This is a genomic window from Halomonas nitroreducens (assembly GCF_003966155.1).
GTDB lineage: Bacteria > Pseudomonadota > Gammaproteobacteria > Pseudomonadales > Halomonadaceae > Halomonas > Halomonas nitroreducens.
Genome location: NZ_RXNS01000011.1, coordinates 106,031 through 123,407 on the forward strand (window position 1 = coordinate 106,031; position 17,377 = coordinate 123,407).

Genomic DNA, 17,377 nt, shown 5'->3' on the forward strand with positions numbered 1-17,377 from the left:
AGCTGATGAGATTGCTGGAATAAAGAACGATCTCTTTATTCCATTTTGACACGTAAGCTAGGGAAAATCCCGTCCCACGGCCAATAGGCATCGATTATGCCTGCTATAGCCGGCACCCGCAGGGCGTTCATTCACAGATACACTGAACGTCCCTGTGGATAAGCCTTGGAAAGATACTCCATCCGCCGCCCCCATGGGCGCTGGCGGGGACTGGTCAGGAATTGACCAGCCCCCGCCCGCCATCGCCTGACGGGCGGGCTGACAGGACGCGGGTGCCGCGGTAGAGTGCACGGTCCGAGAGTGGGGAGACAGCATGCAGCCGATCGACAGCCTTCACGACTTCTTTGTTCGCACCGGTGCCGAGGTGAGGCTCTATCACCTGGGACGGCGCGTCGAGCCCTGCCCCCTCGAGGACCTGGCGGCCCTCGAGGCCGGTCAGCGGCCCTGGCCACAACCCTGGCAGGGCAAGGCCCGCCTGGCCATGGTGTTTCGCGTCGGCGAGCTCGAGGATCCACTGATCTGGTTCCTGGCCCTGCCGCTGGATGAACAGGGCCAGCTCGACCCGGCCCCGCGGGACGCCTTCCTCCAGCGGCTGCTCGAGACCCTGGGCCGCAACGTCCAGGGTCTGGGCCGCGGGGACGGCGAACAGATCGACAACCTGATGAAGGACAACCCCCTGGCGTTCACGCCCTCGCTGCCCTTTCAGGCCCTGCTGCACGCCCGGGCCAGCCGCGATCTGGGCCGCCCGGCGAGCCAGCACCTGGAGCCGGTGGAGGCCTACCTGGAGGGGCAGCAGACGCTGGACTGGCGCGCCCTGGGGCTGCAGGGCCTGGCCGACTTCGCGGTGCGCATGGATCCCGACCAGGCCAGCCGCCTGGCGGCGCGGCTCCCGGCCCTGCCCGGCGAGGTCCTCACCTCGCTGTGCTACTGTCTGGAGCATGTGGCGATCGACGAGGGCCTGGCCACGGCGCTGCGCGCCCGGGGGGAGGCGGCCGCCGAGGCCGGCGATGTCGAGATCTTCTGTGCCTGCGTGCGGGCCGTGGCCGGCGCCGAGTCCCGCCTGGCCGGCGCCTGGTTCGATGATCTGCTCGGCGATCCCGAGGCCTGCGGCCCCGATCTGCTGGCTGCCATGGCCGGACGCGGGTGGCGCCACCTGGAGGACGGCGAGCGGCTGCCACGCTTCCTGACCCGGCTGGCCGAGGCCCCCCAGGCGGACTTCACCGCCGTGGCTCGGGATCTGGCGCTGATCCCGCGGCTGCGCCTGCCGGTGCTGATGACGCTACGCGAGGCCGCGCCGGATTCGCCCATCGGCCGCCGCCTGGCCGGTCTGTCCCGTTGAGCCGGTGCCACGAGGAGTGATGCCATGAAGGAACTGCCCTACCAGGCCAAGGCGGTGATCGGCCGCCGCGAGATGGTCACCCTGCCGGAGCTGCGCCTGACGCTATGTGCCAAGGCCGATACCGGTGCCCGCACCTCGTCGCTGCATGCCGAGGACATCGAGTCCTACGAGGAGGACGGTCACCTCTGGGTCAGCTTCACCACCCGAGGCGGCGGCCCCGGCAGCCCGGCCCATGTCCACCACCTGCACCTGCATGACCGCCGCCGGGTGACCAGCTCCAACGGCCAGGCCGAATGGCGCTACGTGATCCGCACGCTCATGCAGCTCGGCGAACTGGAGTTTCCGGTCGAGCTGACGCTGACCGACCGACGCAACATGCGCCACCCCATGCTGCTGGGGCGCCGCGCCCTGCGTCGCCTGCTGGTGGCGCCGGGTGCCGGCTTCCTGCACGGCGAGCCCTGACTCCCCTTCCATCTTCTTCAGCCCACGCCACCGGAGACCCGCCATGCACTTTGCGCTGCTGTCTCGCAACCGCAACCTCTATTCCACGCGTCGGCTGATCGAGGCCGCCGAGGCCAGGGGGCATACCGCCCGGGTGGTCGACACCCTGCGCTGCTACATGAGCATCGCCTCGCATCACCCCTCGATTCATTACAAGGGCCAGGAGCTCGAGCACTTCGACGCGGTGATCCCGCGCATCGGTGCCTCCATCACCTTCTATGGCTGTGCGGTACTGCGCCAGTTCGAGATGATGGGCACCTACGTGCTCAACGACAACGTCTCCATCACCCGCTCGCGGGACAAGCTGCGCTCCCTGCAGCTGCTCTCGCGCAAGGGCATCGGCCTGCCGGTGACCGGCTTCGCCCATTCCCCCGACGACATCCCCGACCTGATCACCATGGTCCGCGGCGCCCCGCTGGTCATCAAGCTGCTGGAGGGCACCCAGGGCATCGGCGTGGTGCTGGCGGAGACCAACCAGGCCGCCGAGTCGGTGATCCAGGCCTTCATGGGCATGAAGGCCAACATCATGGTTCAGGAGTACATCAAGGAGGCCCGGGGTGCCGATATACGCTGCCTGGTGATCGGCGACAAGGTGGTGGCCTCGATGAAGCGCCAGGCCGCCGAGGGCGAGTTCCGCTCCAACCTGCATCGCGGCGGCAGCGCCAGCGTGATCCGCATCACCCCGGAGGAGCGTTCCACGGCGATCCGCGCCGCCAAGGCCATGGGCCTGCGGGTCGCGGGGGTCGACCTGCTGCGCTCGAACCACGGACCGGTGATCATGGAGGTCAACTCCTCGCCGGGCCTGCATGGCATCGAGACGGCCACCGGCAAGGACATCGCCGGGCTGATCATCGAGCATCTGGAGAAGAACGCCGTGCCGCGTCGCAAGACGCCGCCCAAGCCTAAAGGCTAAGCAAATAATTCCCTGGCGGGGGTGGCAAAAGCCCGTCGACACCCCCACAATCTGCGTCACCGGAGGAGGTGACCGCCCATGTTTCTCGACAATCGCCAGGTGGCGATGGACAGCGTCCTCGAGGCGCTGGCCGACAGCATCGACTATTTTCAGGACAACCACGAGCGCCTGAAGCCGACCCTGCGCAAGGCCCTGACCCCCTACTTCGAGGCCAGGGACAAGTCGATGCGCGAGTTACAGGAACTGGCCCGCAAGCACCTCGACCTCCTCCCGCGCGACGCCGATGTGGAACGCGACGACTATATGTGGCTGTGGAGCCGCCTGAAGAGCTTCGTCGGCGACGACAGCCAGGTGCTGATCAACGAGCTGCTGGAGCAGGAGCGGGTGCTGATGCAGGCCCTCTCGACCCTGTTCACGCACCCGCTGCCCGAGCCCATCGAGGCGGTCATCGAGGACTGCTGGAAGAACTGTCGGTCACTGATTCGCGAACTGTATCGGCAGCAGAAGCCGCGCCAGCGGCGCTGACCTCCTCCCCCGGCACGATGTTCAGCGGTTCCCGGGGGCCCAGGAAGTGCGGCTCGCGCCCCCACAGGTAGAGATCCCCCAGGGTCGCCACCCGCGCGACCCATTCCCGTGCCCGCAACTGCAGGGTGCCGTCCGACGGGCGTTCCGGGGCCGCGCAGCCGCGTGCCTCGAGCCCCAGGGCCCGGGCGATGAACAGGGCCCGCGGCAGGTGCCATGACTGGGTGATGAGCAGCGCCTGACGCACACCGAAGACGTCCCGGGCCCGGGACAGGGTATCGAAGGTGCTGAACCCGGCGTAATCCAGGGTCATGGCCGCGTCCGGCACCTCTCGACTACGCAGGTCCCGCCACATGGTCACCGGCTCGTTGTAGTAGCGGGTACTGTTGTCCCCCGAGAGCAGCAGGTGGGTGACCCGGCCATCCTCGACCAGCCGCGAGGCGGCAAGCATGCGCCCCTCGAAGTGCGGGTTGCGGGTGCCGCTGCGCGTCCAGTGGGAGGTGCCGAAGACGATGCCCACCCGCTCGGGGCGACACTGCGCCAGCTGCTGGTCGATGGCGCCACGGGTCTCGGCGAGCATCCACAGGTTGGCGCCCACGAACAGCAATGTCGCCAGGAGCGCGAGGGCCCCCAGCGACATCAGCAATCCCCTGAAGCTTTTCCACAGCGTCGTGGACATCGACCTCCCCGGTCAGAACATGCCGAGTTCCAGCTTGGCCTCGTCGCTCATCATCTCACGACTCCACGGCGGGTCGAAGACGATCTCGGTGTGCACCTGGCGGATCTGGGGCGCGCCGAGAATCTTGTTGCGCGCATCCGCGGCGATGACATCCCCCATGCCGCAGCCAGGAGCGGTGAGCGTCATGCGGATGGTGACGATGCGCTCACCGCTGATCAACCGCTCGATGCGGCAGCCATAGACCAGGCCCAGATCCACGATATTGACCGGGATCTCGGGGTCGAAGCAGGTCCGCAGCTGGTCCCAGACGAACTGCTCGATCTGCGCCTCGGACGCGTCCTCGGCCAGGGTCGGCCGCGGCAGGGCCTCCAGGCCCAGCGCGTCCAGGTTGCTGCCCTCGATGAGGTACAGCCGCCCCTCGTGGCCGACGCTGACGGAGCTGCCCTTGGCCTGCATCACGCTGACCTCGCTGTCCTCGGTCAGGGTCACGGACTTGCCGAAGGGGATGGAGATCGCCTCGACGTCACGCTGCAGCGGCAGTACCTGGCCCTTGTGCAGGCCTGCCAACGGGTCGAAATCGCTCATGTGACTCCTTGGTGTGCCTCAGCGCAGCATGCCCACGACCCGCTCGAGGCCCTCGACAAAGACATCGACCTCTTCGGGCGTGTTGTAGGCGGCGAAAGAGGCCCGGCAGGTGGCGTCCACGCCAAACCAGGACAGCAATGGCTGGGCGCAGTGGTGACCGGTGCGGATGGCCACGCCGAGCTGGTCGATCAACAGGCCGATGTCCTGGGAGTGGGCGCCGTCGACCACGAAGGACAGCACGCCGGCCTTGTCCGGGGCGGTGCCCAGGATGCGCAGGCCCTCGATGCCGGCCAGGCCCTCGGTGGCATGGGCCAGCAGCCGGGCCTCCCAGGCGCTGATCAGCTCGAGGCCGATCTGACCGACCCACTCCAGCGCCCGGCCCAGCGCGATCACCTCGGCGATGGCCGGCGTGCCCGCCTCGAACTTGTGGGGGATGTCGGCGAAGGTGGAGGGCACCTCCAGCGAGACGGTCTTGATCATCTCGCCGCCGCCCTGCCAGGGCGGCATGGCCTCGAGCAGCTCGGCCTTGCCGTAGAGCACGCCGACGCCGGTAGGGCCGTAGACCTTGTGGCCGGAGAAGGCATAGAAGTCGGCATCGATCTCACGGACATCGAGCGCCTGGTGCGGCGCGGCCTGGGCCCCGTCGATCAGGATGCGGGCGCCGTGCTCGTGGGCGACGCGGGCCATCTCGGCCACCGGATTGATGGTGCCGAAGGCGTTGGAGACGTGGTTGACCGCCACCAGCCGGGTGCGCTCGCCGATCAGGTCCCGGTAGGCCGTCTGGTCGAGCACGCCCCGCTCGTCCACCGGGATCACCTTGAGGGTGAACCCCAGCTCCCCGGCCAGCAGCTGCCAGGGCACGATATTGGAGTGGTGCTCGAGCCGCGAGATCAGCACCTCGTCGCCGGGACCCAGGTTGGCGCGTCCCCAGCTGTTGGCCACCAGGTTGATGGCCTCGGTGGTGCCGCGGGTGAAGATGATCTCGCGGCTGTCGGCGGCCCCCAGGAAGGCGCGCACCGTTTCCCGGGTCCCCTCGAAGGCCGCGGTGGCCTCGTCGGCCAGGGTGTGCAGCCCTCGATGGATATTGGCGTTGTAGCGCCGGTAATAGTCATCGAGGGTCTCGATCACCTGGCGCGGCGTCTGGCTGGTGGCGGCGTTGTCGAGATAGACCAGCGGCTTGCCATGGACCTCCCGATCGAGGATCGGGAAGTCCCGGCGGACCCGGGCCACGTCCAACAGCAGATCGCTGAAGTCGGCCATGGACTTATTCCTCGTTCAGGGCCGCGGCGGTTTCCACCAGCCCGGCCAGGTTGAAGCGTTCCGGCAACTTGCCGGCCACCGTCAGTTCCACCCGCTCGGCAACCGCGTCCAGATCGACCTGTTCCATGACCTCACCGGCGAAGGCCAGGGTCAGCAGGCCCCGGGCGGTCTGCGCATCGATGCCGCGAGTACGCAGGGCATAGATGGCCTCCTCGTCGAGTTGGCCGGTGGTGGCGCCATGGGCGCACTTGACGTCGTCGGCATAGATCTCGAGCTCGGGCTTGGTATCGATCTCGGCGCGATCGGAGAGCAGCAGGTTGGCATTGCTCTGCTCGGCCTCGATCTTCTGGCTGTCGCGCTTGACGATCACCTTGCCGTTGAACACCCCGTGGGCCCGGTCATCGAGGATGCCCTTGTAGTTCTCCCGCGAGGTGGTGTGGGGCGCGTTGTGGTTGACCAGGGTATGGTTGTCCACGTGCTGGCGTCCCTGGCCATAGAAGAGGCCCTGGAACGCGGTCTCGGCCCCCTGGCCGTTGAGGTCGCTGACCAGGTCGTTGCGTACCAGGCCGCCGCCGAGGTTCAGGTTGAACGAGGTGTAGCGACTGTCGCGGGCCTGCTCCACCTGGATGCTGGCCACATGGCGGTCCTGGATCGGCGCCTCCTGGAGCTTGTAGTGAGTCAGGATCGCGCCGCGCTCGAGGATGATCTCCTCCACCAGGTTGGTGAAGTTGGCGGCACTCTCCTCGCCCACGTGGTGCTCGACGACGGTCGCCTGGCTGCGGCCGCCCGCCTCGATGAGGATGCGCGGGTGGCTCATCACGGCCTGCTCGCCGGCCCGGGACAGGAACTGCAGCACGATGGGCTTTTCCACCACGGTGCGCGGCGCCAGGCGGACCAGGGCGCCCTCCTCCATGAAGGCGGTGTTGAGGGCGGCGAAGGGCGAGAACTCGACCCCCGTCAACCGGCCCAGCGGTCCGCCGACGGCCTCGTGGTTGTCCTTCAGTGCCTGCGAGAGGGGCATCACCTGGACGCCGTCGGGCAACTCACCCAGGTCCGACAGGGCCGGGGCGAAGACGCCATCGACGAAGGTCAGGCGGTGGCCGTCGAGCGGCAGGGTCAGGGCGGCTGCCGCGGCCGGCGAGAAGTCGGCATCGCCGGCCAGCGCGAAGTCGTGGCGGGCGATATCGCGGACGTCGGTGTACTTCCAGTTCTCGACGCGACGATGCGGAAAGCCCAGGGCCTCGAAGCGGGCCGCGCCGGCCTGGCGACGGGCGGCGATCCAGGTCGGTTCGGGGCCGCGGCTGGCGTTGCGCTCGGTCAGGCGATCGAGGAAGCGCTGCACATCTTCATTCATGCGGCGGAGCCCTCCAGCAGCCAGTCGTAGCCACGGTCCTCGAGTTCGCGGGCCAGGTCGGCGTCACCGCTCTTGACGATGCGCCCGTCGACCAGCACATGCACCTGGTCCGGCACGATGTAGTCGAGCAGGCGCTGGTAGTGGGTTACCAGCAGGATGCCGCGGTCCTCGGCGCGCAGCGAGTTGACGCCCTTGGCCACCACTTTCATGGCATCGATGTCGAGCCCGGAATCGATCTCGTCGAGCATGGCCAGGCGCGGCTCGAGCACCAGCATCTGCAGGATCTCGTTGCGCTTCTTCTCGCCACCGGAGAAGCCCTCGTTGACGGCGCGCTGCAGGAAGCTGGCGTCCATCTGCATGAAGGCGATCTTCTCCTTGATCAGCTTCATGAACTCCGGCGCCGGGATCTCGCCCAGCCCCTCGGCCTCGCGCTTGGCGTTGAGGGCCGCCTTGAGCAGGTAGATGTTCTTCACCCCGGGAATTTCCACCGGATACTGGAAGCCCAGCAGCAGGCCTTTGCGTGCGCGCTCCTCGATCTCCATCTCGAGCACGTCCTGGCCCTCGAAGGTGATCGTGCCCTGGGTGACCTCGTAGCCGTCCTTGCCGGCGATGACCGCCGACAGGGTCGACTTGCCGGCCCCGTTGGGGCCCATGATGGCGTGGACTTCGCCGGCGCCGATGGTCAGGTTGAGGCCCTTGAGGATCTCGGAACCCTCGACCGTGACGTGCAGATCCTTGACTTCGAGCATGTTGACTACCCTTGATTCGTGGTGAGCCGCCGGCGCGACTCATTGAATGTGTTGACCTTTTCGCGAATCCGGAGAAACGCGCGAGCGGCGCCTGAACAAGGCGGAAGCAGGTGAGAGAAGCGGAGTTTACGGCCGTCAATGAGCATTCTCGATCCTGCTTCCAACGCCGTGCAGGCGTCGCGCAGCCGTTTCCTCAACCCACAGCGCCTTCGAGGGTGACGTTCAGCAACGCCTCGGCCTCCACGGCGAACTCCATCGGCAGCTCCTGGAAGACGTCCTTGCAGAAGCCGTTGACGATCATGTTCACCGCATCCTCCTCGGCGATGCCGCGGCTCTGGCAGTAGAAGAGCTGGTCCTCGCCGATCTTGGAGGTGGTCGCCTCGTGCTCCACCGTGGCGGTGCTGTTGCCGATCTCCTGGTAGGGGAAAGTATGCGCCCCGCAGGTGTCGCCGATCAGCAGCGAATCGCACTGGGTATAGTTGCGCGCCCCCTTGGCTCGCGGTCCGACCTTCACCAGGCCGCGGTAGGACTGGTCGGAGCGTCCCGCGGAGATGCCCTTGGAGACGATGGTGGAGCGGGTGCCCTCGCCGATATGGATCATCTTGGTGCCGGTGTCGGCCTGCTGGCGGCCGTTGGTCACCGCCACGGAGTAGAACTCGCCGATGCTGTCGCGGCCGCGCAGCACGCAGGACGGATACTTCCAGGTGATGGCCGAGCCGGTCTCGACCTGGGTCCAGCTGATATGCGAGCGGTCGCCGCGACAGTCGCCGCGCTTGGTAACGAAGTTGTAGATGCCGCCCTTGCCGTCCTCGTCACCGGGGTACCAGTTCTGCACCGTGGAGTACTTGATGGAGGCGTCTTCCAGCGCCACCAGCTCGACCACCGCCGCGTGCAGCTGGTTCTCGTCGCGCTGGGGGGCGGTGCAGCCCTCGAGGTAGGAGACCTGGGCACGGCTCTCGCAGACGATCAGGGTCCGCTCGAACTGCCCGGTGTTGGCGGCGTTGATGCGGAAGTAGGTGGACAGCTCCATGGGGCAGGTCACGCCCTCGGGCACGAACACGAAGGAGCCGTCGGTGAACACCGCCGAGTTGAGCGCCGCGAAGTAGTTGTCGCCCTGGGGCACCACGCTGCCCAGGTACTGCTTGACCAGTTCCGGGTAGTCGCGGATCGCCTCGGAGATGGAACAGAAGATCACCCCGGCCTCGTGGAGCTTCTCCTTGAAGGTGGTGGTCACCGACACCGAGTCGAAGACGGCGTCCACCGCCACCCCGGCCAGCGCCGCCCGCTCGTGTAGCGGGATACCCAGCTTTTCGTAGGTCTCGAGCAGCTTGGGGTCGACCTCGTCGAGGCTCTGGGGCTTGTCCTCGTCACGCTTGGGCGCGCTGTAGTAGGAGATGGCCTGGTAGTCGATCGGCGGGTAGTCGAGGTGCGCCCAGGACGGCGGCGTCATCTTCAGCCACTGGTGATAGGCCTTGAGACGCCACTCCAGCATCCACTCGGGCTCGCCCTTCTTGTTGGAGATGAAGGCGATGGTGTTCTCATCCAGACCCGGCGGTACCGTATCGCTCTCGATGTCGGTCACGAAGCCTTCCTTGTATTCGCGACGGACAAGCTGTTCCATTTCCTGACTTGCCATGATGTGTCCCCTCCCGGGCGGTTGGGTCGGCGAGCGCGGCTCGCCTCGGGTAGTGGTTCCGATAGTGATCAGGCCTCGGCGGCCAGGCTCACGCTCTGTATGGGCAGCTGCACCGGCAGCTTGATGGGGGTGGTGTCGGCCAGGTGGGCCAGGGTCACGCTGTCGAGCAAGGTGCGCACGGCCAGCGAGACGCGCTGCCAGTTGTCGGAGACCCCGCAGGTCGCGACCAGATCACAGTCGCCCTCGGCCTGGCTGCACTCGGTCATCGCCACGGGCCCTTCGATGGCCGAGATAATGTCGCTGGCGGTGATCCTCGAGGCCGGCCGGGCCAGGGAATAGCCCCCCTGAGCGCCGCGACGCGACTCCAGCAAGCCGGCGCGCACCAGCATCTTCAGGGTCTTGCTGACCGTCGGATGCGGCAACTGCACTGCCTCGGCGAGTTCCGCCGCGGCATGCGGCTGCTCGGGATGGCGGGCGATCTGCGCCATCACCACGGCCGCGTAGTCGGTCAGTCTGGACAGCTTGAGCAATGCCTGACTCCCCGGGGAAACCCCCTCAAGATCGATTGCGGACCATTTTAGTCCTGTATGATTTCGATGTGAAGCCTCCCGACCCTTTCCCGCTCGGTCCCCGGGGGTTCGCGACACGTTCAGCACCGTTACCATCAAAAACGCCAATCATTCTCATTCAAGGAACAGTCGTCGCCAGCCCGCGGCCCAGGGCATGCATCAGAGCCCTCAATTCCTGCCATTGCGCATCGTCATGCATGGAAAAACAAATAGATAGAGAGCTTTGTTAAGCTACGCTGACGCTTCACGAGGCCCCGCGCCTTCCCCATGCCGCCCCGTCGGGCAGCCAACGGGCGCAAGCGGCTATGCTTCCCCGGGACAGCCTGCAAGGAGATAGGAAGTTGGAACTCATTCAGTACGCGCTGGATAACCTCGAGCTGCTGACGTCGCGAACGATCGAGCATATCGCCCTGGTCGGGGTCGCCGTGGGCATCGCCACCCTCACCGGGGTGCCCATCGGCATCGCCATCACCAAGAACGAGCGACTCGCCAAGGCCGTGCTCTACGTGGCCTCGATCATCGTCACGGTGCCCTCCATCGCCCTGTTCGGGATCATGATCCCGGTGCTGTCGCTGATCGGCCAGGGCATCGGCTACCTGCCCGCGGTGATCGCGGTGCTGCTCTACTCGCAGCTGCCGATCATCCGCAATACCTACACCGCGATCCACAATGTCGACCCCGCCCTGCGCGAGGCCGCCCGCGGCATCGGCATGAGCCAGAACCAGCGCCTGCGCATGGTCGAGATCCCGCTGGCGGTCCCGGTGATCATGGCCGGGGTGCGCACGGCGGTGGTGCTCAATATCGGCGTGATGGCCATCGCCGCCTATATCGGCGCCGGCGGCCTGGGCACCTTCATCAGCCGCGGCATCTCGCAGTCCGATCCCCGCCAGCTGATCGTCGGCGCCGTCGCCGTCAGCCTGCTGGCCATCATCGTCGACTACTCGCTGCTGGCCATCCAGAAACGCCTGACCCCCAAGGGCATGGAGCGCGCCGCCGAAACGGCGTGAGCGCCCCCGGCTGCGACACGGCTAATCGACAAGGAACCCCTGCATGATTCGACTGGATAACCTGACCAAGGTCTTCGACACCCCCAAGGGCGCCGTCACCGCCGCCGACCACATCACCATGGAGGTGCCCAGCGGCGAGATCTGCATCCTGCTCGGCCCCTCCGGCTGCGGCAAGACCACCACCCTGAAGATGGTCAACCGCATCATCCGCCCCACCTCCGGCAAGGTGTTCATCAACGGCGAGGACACCACCGACCTGGATACCCAGGAGCTGCGCCGCAACATCGGCTACGTGATCCAGCAGATCGGCCTGTTCCCCAATATGACCATCGAGGAGAACATCACGGTGGTGCCCAAACTGCTGGGCTGGGACAAGGCCAAGTACAAGGAGCGCGCCCGGGAGCTGATGCGCATGATCGCGCTGGAGCCGGATGCCTTCCTCAAGCGCTACCCGAGCGAGCTCTCCGGCGGCCAGCAGCAGCGCATCGGCGTGGCCCGGGCGCTGGCCGCCGACCCGCCCGTGATGCTGATGGACGAGCCCTTCGGCGCCATCGACCCGATCAACCGCGCGGTGATCCAGGACGAGTTCCTCAAGATGCAGCAGGAGCTCAACAAGACCATCATGTTCGTCAGCCACGACATTGACGAGGCGATCAAGATGGGCGACCGGGTGGCGGTGTTCCGCGAAGGGCGCCTGGTGCAGTACTCCACGCCCGACGACCTGCTCGCCGCACCCGAGAACGCCTTCGTCGAGTCCTTCCTCGGCGAGGACCGCGCGCTCAAGCGCCTCAACCTGGTCAAGGTGCGCGAGGTGGTGACCGACGAGATCGGCACCGTGCGCCCCGGTGACACTCTGGAGCAGGCGCTCGCCAGGATCGACGACTTCGGCTACCAGAACGCCATCCTGATGGTCAACGACAAGCGCCAGCCGGTGGGCCTGATCACCCGGGCCCTGGCGCGCACCACCAAGGGCTACTGCCGCGACCACTTCCAGAACGTGCCGGCCACGGTGACCCTGGATGACGACCTGCGCAAGGTCGCGTCGCTGATGTTCGCCCAGGACACCACCTGGCTGCCCTGCGTCGACGAGGAGGGTCGCGTCTGCGGGCAGATCACCCAGCGCGCCATGACGCACCACCTGGGCTCGCGCTTCCGGCCGACCCAGGAAGACGACGCTCAGATCCCCGACGCGGCAACCAAGGAGTGAGCCGATGCCCATTCAGAGTCTGAAAGGGGCCCTGCGCATCCTGCTGCTCATCGCCATCTTCTTCGGCGGGGTATGGAGCCAGTCCAGCGGGGTCATCGACGACTTCATCTTCTACCTGCCCGACGTGCAGTACCTGGCCGCCCAGCACCTCTGGCTGACCGCGGTCTCCGGCAGCCTGGCCATCCTGGTGGCCATCCCGCTGGGCATCGTGCTGTCCCGGCCGAGCATGGCGCACCTCGCCGAGTCGGCCATGCAGGTCCTCAACGTCGGCACCACCATCCCGACGCTCGCGGTGTTGGCACTGTCCATGAGTTTCCTCGGCATCGGCACGGTGCCGGCGGTGTTCGGACTGTTCGTGGCCACCCTGCTGCCGATCACCCGCAACACCTATGCCGGTCTCAAGGGCGTGTCGCCGGCACTGATGGAGGCCGCCGCGGGCATCGGCATGTCGCCGGCCCAGCGCCTGCTCAAGGTCGAACTGCCCAACGCCCTCTACGTGATCTTCGCCGGCATCCGCACGGCGCTGACCATCAACGTGGGCACCGTGCCGCTGGCCTTCTTGATCGGTGCTGGCGGCCTCGGTGAGCTGATCTTCACCGGCATCGACCTCTACGACCCGGTGATGATGCTGGCCGGCGCCATCCCCACCGCGCTGCTGGCGATCGTGGTCGACGCCCTGGTCTCGACAACCGCCTTCGTGGTGGTGCCCCGAGGGGTGAACCCGTCGCGCGCCTGAAGCAAACCACACCGGTTCCCAAGGCTGCCCTCCGGCAGCCCCGGTAGCGGCAACAAGAAAGGAGAAGCATCCATGAAACGCTTGATGACAACCCTGTCCGGCCTGGTCCTGGCCGGGTCCATGGCCACCGCCCAGGCCGAGGAGATCGTGGTCGGCGGCAAGAACTTCACCGAGCAGCAGATACTCGCCAGCATGACCACCCAGTACCTCGAGGGCCTGGGCTACGATGTCGAGAGCCGTGCCGGCATGGGCTCCGCCGTGCTGCGCCAGGCCCAGGAGAACGGCCAGATCGACCTCTACTGGGAATACACCGGCACCTCGCTGATCAACTACAACGACGTCACCGAGTCGCTGTCGCCGGAGGAGACCTACCAGCGGGTCAAGGCACTCGATGGCGAGAAGGGCCTGGTGTGGCTGGAGCCGTCCGCGGCCAACAACACCTATGCCCTGGCCATGCGCGAGGAGACCGTCGAGGAGACCGGCATCGACTCCCTGTCGAAGCTCGCCGAGGCGGTCAACGGCGACGAGGAGCTGACCTTCGCCATGAACGCCGAGTTCTATGCCCGCGAGGACGGCTGGCGGCCGCTGCAGCAGGCCTATGACTTCCGCGTCGGGCGTGGCGATATCAAGCGCATGGATTCCGGCCTGGTCTACCAGGCGCTGCGCGACGGCCAGGTCGACGTGGGCCTGGTGTTCGCCACCGATGGCCGCATCCCGGCCTTCGACTTCCAGGTCCTGGAAGACGACCAGGCCTTCTTCCCGGCCTACGCCCTGACCCCAGTGGTCCGCGAGGAGACCCTGGAGGCCAACCCGGAACTGGCCGAGCAGATGAACGCCCTCTCCAGCCTGCTCGACGACCAGACCATGGCCGACCTCAACGCCAGGGTCGACGTGGAGCGCGAGACCATCGAGGATGTGGCCCAGAGCTTCCTCGAAGACAACGACCTGCTGTAACGGCCGGACAACGCCGCCCCTCACGAAGGCCGCCCACGGGCGGCCTTCGTGTATCGCCAAACGACGGACACCGAGTTCTTTATGTCTTCCTCTGCCGCGCCCCTGGCCTGGATCCACGATACCGATCTCGCCGCCCTCGACCCCGCCCTGCTCCACCAGGCCAAGCGCTGCCTGCTGGACCTGGTCGGCGTCGCCGCCGGGGCCACCCGCACCGAGCTTGCTGATCATGCCCGCCGCTTCGCCATCGGCCAGCACGGGGGCGACCGTGCGTTGCTGCTGGCCGACGGCCGGGCCTCGCCCACCGGCGTGGCGCTGCACGGCGCCTGGCTGATCGACGCCCTGGACGCCCACGACGGCCAGGTGTTGACCAAGGGCCACGCCGGGGTCGCCCTGCTGCCGGGGCTGCTTGCCCTGCCCGAGGCGGACGCCCTGTCGGGGCGCGACTTCCTGGGCCTGCTGGTCCTGGGCTACGAGGTGGCCACCCGGGCCGGCATCGCCCTGCACGCCACCAGCCCGGACTACCACACCTCCGGGGCCTGGAACGCCCTGGGCGTGGCCGCCGTGGCCGGCCGAGTGCTGGGCCTCGACGCACCGCGACTGCACCATGCCCTGGGGATCGCCGAGTTCTACGGCCCGCGCAGCCAGATGATGCGCTGCATCGACCATCCCAGCATGCTCAAGGACGGCTCCGGCTGGGGGGCCATGACCGGCGTGTCCGCGGCCCTGCTGGCCCAAGACGACTTCACCGGGGCCCCGGCGCTGACCGTGACCGCCCCCGAGGTCGAGGCGGTCTGGGCCGACCTGGGCGGGCGCTGGTATCTGCATGAACAGTATTTCAAAGCCTACCCGGTGTGTCGCTGGGCCCAGCCCGCCGTGGAGGCGGTGCTGTCACTGGCCGACCAGGTACCGGATGCCGCCGCCGTGACCCGGATCGAGATCGTCACCTTCCACGAGGGCAAGCGACTGCACGTGGTGCACCCCACCAGCACCGAGCAGGCCCAGTACAGCCTGCCCTGGTCGGTAGCCTGCGCCCTGGGGCGCGGCACCCTGGATGCCGAGGCCGTCACCGCCCTCGACGTGCCTGCCCTGCGTGAGTTGGCCGCGCGGGTCGAGATCCACGAGGACGCGACCTTCAATGCCCGCTTTCCCGCCGAGCGCTGGGCCACGGCACGGCTCCACCTCGGCGATGGCCGGGTGCTCGAGAGCGTGCCCTGCGAGGCGCGCGGCAATCCGCACAACCCGCTCTCCGATGACGAGCTGTCGGCCAAGTTCCATGCGCTGGCCGACCCGGTCCTCGGCGAGCGCGCCAATACCCTGCGGGAGGTGATCCTGACCCTGGACGAGCGCCCCGCCGGCGAGCTGCAGGCCCTGCTCCAGATGCCTGCCCGCCCCTGAGGGGACGGCGCGCGAGGCGCGCGTCCCCGTCCGCGAGCTCCCTGGGCCGCATCGACGCCTGGACGTCGCCCGGTTAGCATGTCGAAAACGCTGCGGAGACATCCCGGATGACCACTTCCTTCATGCTGCTGCTCGGGGCCTCGCTGGTCGTGCTGGCGGCGCTACACTGGCTGCTGTTCCGGCTGGTCAAGCGGGCGATGTCGCGCCCGGCGGATGACGACCGCTCCGAGGGCTGACCCGCCCGCGACGCCCCCCTCTCTCCTGTCCCACTGAGAACCTGATATGCACTACCAGGACGCACTCCATGTCGCCGCCGCCCAGAACAACGCCCGCCTCGGCGAGGTCGACGCCAACCTCGAGCGACACCTCGAGGTCATCGCCGAGGCGCGGGAGCAGGCGGTCGAGCTGCTGGTCTTCCCCGAGCTATCGCTGACCGGCTACGGCCTCGGTGGCGAGGTCATGCAGGTCGCGATGCCCGTGGAGGACCCGCGGCTCGCCCGGCTGGCCGAGGCCTGCGGCGCGATGCAGACCGTGGTCGGCTTTGTCGAGGAAGCCAGCCCCGGCGAGTACTACAACGCCCTGGCCATCCTTCAGGATGGCGGGATCGTGGCCGTGCATCGCAAGCTCAACCTGCCCACCTATGGCGGGCTCGAGGAGGGCAAGTGGTTCACCCATGGCAGCGAGCTCACCCAGGCCACGGTGCGCCCCGGCTGGTCCGCCACCCAGCTGATCTGTGCCGACCTGTGGAACCCGGCCCTGGTCCATGCCGCCCTGCTGCCCCGCCCCACGGTGCTCTGCGCGCCGATCAACTCGGCCTCCGGCATCGTCAGCGAGGACTTCTCCAACGAGCAGAACTGGCTGCTCAACGTGCGCTTCTATGCCATGACCTATGGCACCCCGGTGATCATGGCCAACCGCTTCGGCCCCGAGGGTGCCAGCCACTTCTGGGGCGGCTCGCGGATCCTCGGCCCCCGCGGCGAGGTGCTCGCCGAGGCCGAGGATCGGGAAATGCTGATCACCGCCACCCTCTCGCGTACGCATATCGCTCGGGCCCGTTTCGAGCTGCCCACCCACCGCGATGCCGATACCCCCCTGGTACGCGAGCTGATGGCCGGCTACCGTTGACTGGCCATGCCTGCCGCCCGGGCAGGCATGGCCTTTCGCCCCCTCTCCCTTTGCCGGAAAAATGCTAGAATCACGGGCATCCAATGGACGCTAGAACAAAGAAGATTCTCGCATGCATACTGACGCGAAAAGCATTCTCGTCATGGGGGTTTCCGGCTCGGGAAAATCTCATATAGGACGCCAGGTTGCCGCCGCCATCGATGCCACCTTTATCGACGCGGATGACTATCACAGCGCCGCCAATGTCGCCAAGATGGCCCGGGGCGAACCCCTTACCGACGACGACCGCGCCGCCTGGCTGCAGGTCCTGGCCGACCTCTACCGGCGCTACCGCACCGCGGGTCAGTCGCTGGTCATCGGCTGCTCGGCCCTCAAGCGCCGCTACCGTGACCGGCTTCGCCAGGGCGCTCCCGACCTGCAGATCCTCTATCTTCACGGCAGCCGTAACCTGCTGTTGCAGCGGCTCGATAACCGCGACGATCACTTCTTTGCCGGCGCGCACATGCTCGACAGCCAGCTCGCGACCCTCGAGGTTCCCGACGAGACGGAGGCTTTTCGCTGTAACGTCCGTTCGCCCCCCCGTGAGATTGTCGAGGCCTTCACGGCAAGGCTCCGCTCGACCTGATCCGATTTCCCGCTCAGAAAAGACAAGAAAGCGGCGCCCAGGCGCCGCTTTCTTTTTGGGCCATACAGCCATGGTCTATCGGCAGAAAAACACGCCTTTCTCAAGGGCAACTCATCGACAAACGCCGCGCCAAGCGGTCCCTGATTGCCAGGCCGCATGCGGCGGCATCCTCCAACGCTTGGCGCCCTACCCGCCAAGGGAGTGGCCACCGCCCCTGCAGG

At 67.2% G+C, this 17,377-nt stretch carries 19 protein-coding genes; 12 read left to right on the forward strand and 7 right to left on the reverse strand.

The genetic code is table 11. The annotated features are described in order from the left end of the window. Positions 1–313: 313 nt before the first annotated feature. From EKG36_RS12500 to EKG36_RS12515, 4 genes are all read left to right on the forward strand, one after another. Entirely contained in the window at positions 314–1,339 is a 1,026-nt protein-coding gene (locus EKG36_RS12500) for a DUF3549 family protein (RefSeq protein ID WP_126484556.1), read from the forward strand. A 24-nt stretch (positions 1,340–1,363) separates the two neighbouring features. Continuing rightward, complete coding sequence (locus tag EKG36_RS12505) at positions 1,364–1,801, forward strand: ATP-dependent zinc protease family protein (protein WP_126484558.1); 438 nt, start codon at positions 1,364–1,366, stop codon at positions 1,799–1,801. 43 nt (positions 1,802–1,844) lie between these two features. After that, the gene (rimK, locus tag EKG36_RS12510; protein ID WP_126484560.1) at positions 1,845–2,753 is read left to right on the forward strand and encodes a 30S ribosomal protein S6--L-glutamate ligase; all 909 of its coding nucleotides are present in this window, start codon (positions 1,845–1,847) and stop codon (positions 2,751–2,753) included. Between the two features lie 78 nt (positions 2,754–2,831). Next, positions 2,832–3,278 carry a hypothetical protein gene (locus tag EKG36_RS12515; protein WP_126484562.1) on the forward strand — a complete coding sequence of 149 codons (447 nt, stop codon included), beginning with the start codon at positions 2,832–2,834 and terminating at the stop codon, positions 3,276–3,278. On the opposite strand, the gene EKG36_RS12520 is transcribed toward EKG36_RS12515, so the two are convergent. From EKG36_RS12520 to EKG36_RS12550, 7 genes are all read right to left on the reverse strand, one after another. Next, on the reverse strand, positions 3,199–3,954 hold the full coding sequence (locus EKG36_RS12520; RefSeq protein ID WP_126484564.1) for a SanA/YdcF family protein: 756 nt from the start codon (positions 3,952–3,954) through the stop codon (positions 3,199–3,201). The two genes, EKG36_RS12515 and EKG36_RS12520, sit on opposite strands and share 80 nt — an antisense overlap. A gap of 12 nt (positions 3,955–3,966) precedes the next feature. Next, entirely contained in the window at positions 3,967–4,539 is a 573-nt protein-coding gene (gene sufT / locus EKG36_RS12525) for a putative Fe-S cluster assembly protein SufT (protein WP_126484566.1), read from the reverse strand. Between the two features lie 18 nt (positions 4,540–4,557). Then, positions 4,558–5,799 carry a cysteine desulfurase gene (locus EKG36_RS12530; protein ID WP_126484568.1) on the reverse strand — a complete coding sequence of 414 codons (1,242 nt, stop codon included), beginning with the start codon at positions 5,797–5,799 and terminating at the stop codon, positions 4,558–4,560. A 4-nt stretch (positions 5,800–5,803) separates the two neighbouring features. Continuing rightward, positions 5,804–7,153 (reverse strand): Fe-S cluster assembly protein SufD, encoded by a 1,350-nt coding sequence (gene sufD, locus EKG36_RS12535; RefSeq protein ID WP_126484570.1) that lies wholly within the window; start codon positions 7,151–7,153, stop codon positions 5,804–5,806. Next, positions 7,150–7,902 (reverse strand): Fe-S cluster assembly ATPase SufC, encoded by a 753-nt coding sequence (sufC, locus tag EKG36_RS12540; protein WP_126484573.1) that lies wholly within the window; start codon positions 7,900–7,902, stop codon positions 7,150–7,152. Before sufC ends, sufD begins: the two co-directional genes overlap by 4 nt. A gap of 193 nt (positions 7,903–8,095) precedes the next feature. Next, the gene (sufB, locus tag EKG36_RS12545; protein WP_126484574.1) at positions 8,096–9,538 is read right to left on the reverse strand and encodes a Fe-S cluster assembly protein SufB; all 1,443 of its coding nucleotides are present in this window, start codon (positions 9,536–9,538) and stop codon (positions 8,096–8,098) included. Positions 9,539–9,606: 68 nt separating this feature from the next. Beyond that, a complete protein-coding gene (locus EKG36_RS12550; protein ID WP_126484576.1) occupies positions 9,607–10,068 on the reverse strand; it encodes an SUF system Fe-S cluster assembly regulator in 462 nt (153 codons plus the stop codon). Between the two features lie 380 nt (positions 10,069–10,448). Here EKG36_RS12550 and EKG36_RS12555 point away from each other — a divergent pair, with 380 nt between their 5' ends. From EKG36_RS12555 to EKG36_RS12585, 8 genes are all read left to right on the forward strand, one after another. Then, entirely contained in the window at positions 10,449–11,114 is a 666-nt protein-coding gene (locus EKG36_RS12555; RefSeq protein WP_126484578.1) for an ABC transporter permease, read from the forward strand. Between the two features lie 43 nt (positions 11,115–11,157). Further along, the gene (locus EKG36_RS12560) at positions 11,158–12,321 is read left to right on the forward strand and encodes an ABC transporter ATP-binding protein (protein ID WP_126484580.1); all 1,164 of its coding nucleotides are present in this window, start codon (positions 11,158–11,160) and stop codon (positions 12,319–12,321) included. A gap of 4 nt (positions 12,322–12,325) precedes the next feature. Beyond that, positions 12,326–13,057 carry an ABC transporter permease gene (locus EKG36_RS12565; protein ID WP_126484582.1) on the forward strand — a complete coding sequence of 244 codons (732 nt, stop codon included), beginning with the start codon at positions 12,326–12,328 and terminating at the stop codon, positions 13,055–13,057. A gap of 72 nt (positions 13,058–13,129) precedes the next feature. Beyond that, positions 13,130–14,011, forward strand: coding sequence for a glycine betaine ABC transporter substrate-binding protein (locus EKG36_RS12570; RefSeq protein WP_126484583.1), 882 nt, complete (start codon positions 13,130–13,132; stop codon positions 14,009–14,011). Between the two features lie 81 nt (positions 14,012–14,092). Then, positions 14,093–15,406, forward strand: a complete 1,314-nt coding sequence (locus tag EKG36_RS12575) for an MmgE/PrpD family protein (RefSeq protein ID WP_126484585.1) — start codon at positions 14,093–14,095, stop codon at positions 15,404–15,406. Positions 15,407–15,513: 107 nt separating this feature from the next. Next, the gene (locus EKG36_RS20950) at positions 15,514–15,642 is read left to right on the forward strand and encodes a hypothetical protein (RefSeq protein WP_281274427.1); all 129 of its coding nucleotides are present in this window, start codon (positions 15,514–15,516) and stop codon (positions 15,640–15,642) included. Positions 15,643–15,688: 46 nt separating this feature from the next. Next, positions 15,689–16,531 carry a nitrilase-related carbon-nitrogen hydrolase gene (locus EKG36_RS12580; protein WP_126484587.1) on the forward strand — a complete coding sequence of 281 codons (843 nt, stop codon included), beginning with the start codon at positions 15,689–15,691 and terminating at the stop codon, positions 16,529–16,531. A gap of 112 nt (positions 16,532–16,643) precedes the next feature. Beyond that, on the forward strand, positions 16,644–17,156 hold the full coding sequence (locus tag EKG36_RS12585) for a gluconokinase (protein WP_126484589.1): 513 nt from the start codon (positions 16,644–16,646) through the stop codon (positions 17,154–17,156). The last annotated feature ends 221 nt before the right edge of the window (positions 17,157–17,377 follow it).

Bases quoted from the DNA above. Each gene is read 5' to 3' on its own strand.
- EKG36_RS12500 (WP_126484556.1), top strand. From the start codon at position 314: ATGCAGCCGATCGACAGCCTTCACGACTTCTTTGTTCGCACCGGTGCC.
- EKG36_RS12505 (WP_126484558.1), top strand. From the start codon at position 1,364: ATGAAGGAACTGCCCTACCAGGCCAAGGCGGTGATCGGCCGCCGCGAG.
- rimK (WP_126484560.1), top strand. From the start codon at position 1,845: ATGCACTTTGCGCTGCTGTCTCGCAACCGCAACCTCTATTCCACGCGT.
- EKG36_RS12515 (WP_126484562.1), top strand. From the start codon at position 2,832: ATGTTTCTCGACAATCGCCAGGTGGCGATGGACAGCGTCCTCGAGGCG.
- EKG36_RS12520 (WP_126484564.1), bottom strand. From the start codon at position 3,954: ATGTCCACGACGCTGTGGAAAAGCTTCAGGGGATTGCTGATGTCGCTG.
- sufT (WP_126484566.1), bottom strand. From the start codon at position 4,539: ATGAGCGATTTCGACCCGTTGGCAGGCCTGCACAAGGGCCAGGTACTG.
- EKG36_RS12530 (WP_126484568.1), bottom strand. From the start codon at position 5,799: ATGGCCGACTTCAGCGATCTGCTGTTGGACGTGGCCCGGGTCCGCCGG.
- sufD (WP_126484570.1), bottom strand. From the start codon at position 7,153: ATGAATGAAGATGTGCAGCGCTTCCTCGATCGCCTGACCGAGCGCAAC.
- sufC (WP_126484573.1), bottom strand. From the start codon at position 7,902: ATGCTCGAAGTCAAGGATCTGCACGTCACGGTCGAGGGTTCCGAGATC.
- sufB (WP_126484574.1), bottom strand. From the start codon at position 9,538: ATGGCAAGTCAGGAAATGGAACAGCTTGTCCGTCGCGAATACAAGGAA.
- EKG36_RS12560 (WP_126484580.1), top strand. From the start codon at position 11,158: ATGATTCGACTGGATAACCTGACCAAGGTCTTCGACACCCCCAAGGGC.
- EKG36_RS12565 (WP_126484582.1), top strand. From the start codon at position 12,326: ATGCCCATTCAGAGTCTGAAAGGGGCCCTGCGCATCCTGCTGCTCATC.
- EKG36_RS12570 (WP_126484583.1), top strand. From the start codon at position 13,130: ATGAAACGCTTGATGACAACCCTGTCCGGCCTGGTCCTGGCCGGGTCC.
- EKG36_RS12575 (WP_126484585.1), top strand. From the start codon at position 14,093: ATGTCTTCCTCTGCCGCGCCCCTGGCCTGGATCCACGATACCGATCTC.
- EKG36_RS20950 (WP_281274427.1), top strand. From the start codon at position 15,514: ATGACCACTTCCTTCATGCTGCTGCTCGGGGCCTCGCTGGTCGTGCTG.
- EKG36_RS12580 (WP_126484587.1), top strand. From the start codon at position 15,689: ATGCACTACCAGGACGCACTCCATGTCGCCGCCGCCCAGAACAACGCC.
- EKG36_RS12585 (WP_126484589.1), top strand. From the start codon at position 16,644: ATGCATACTGACGCGAAAAGCATTCTCGTCATGGGGGTTTCCGGCTCG.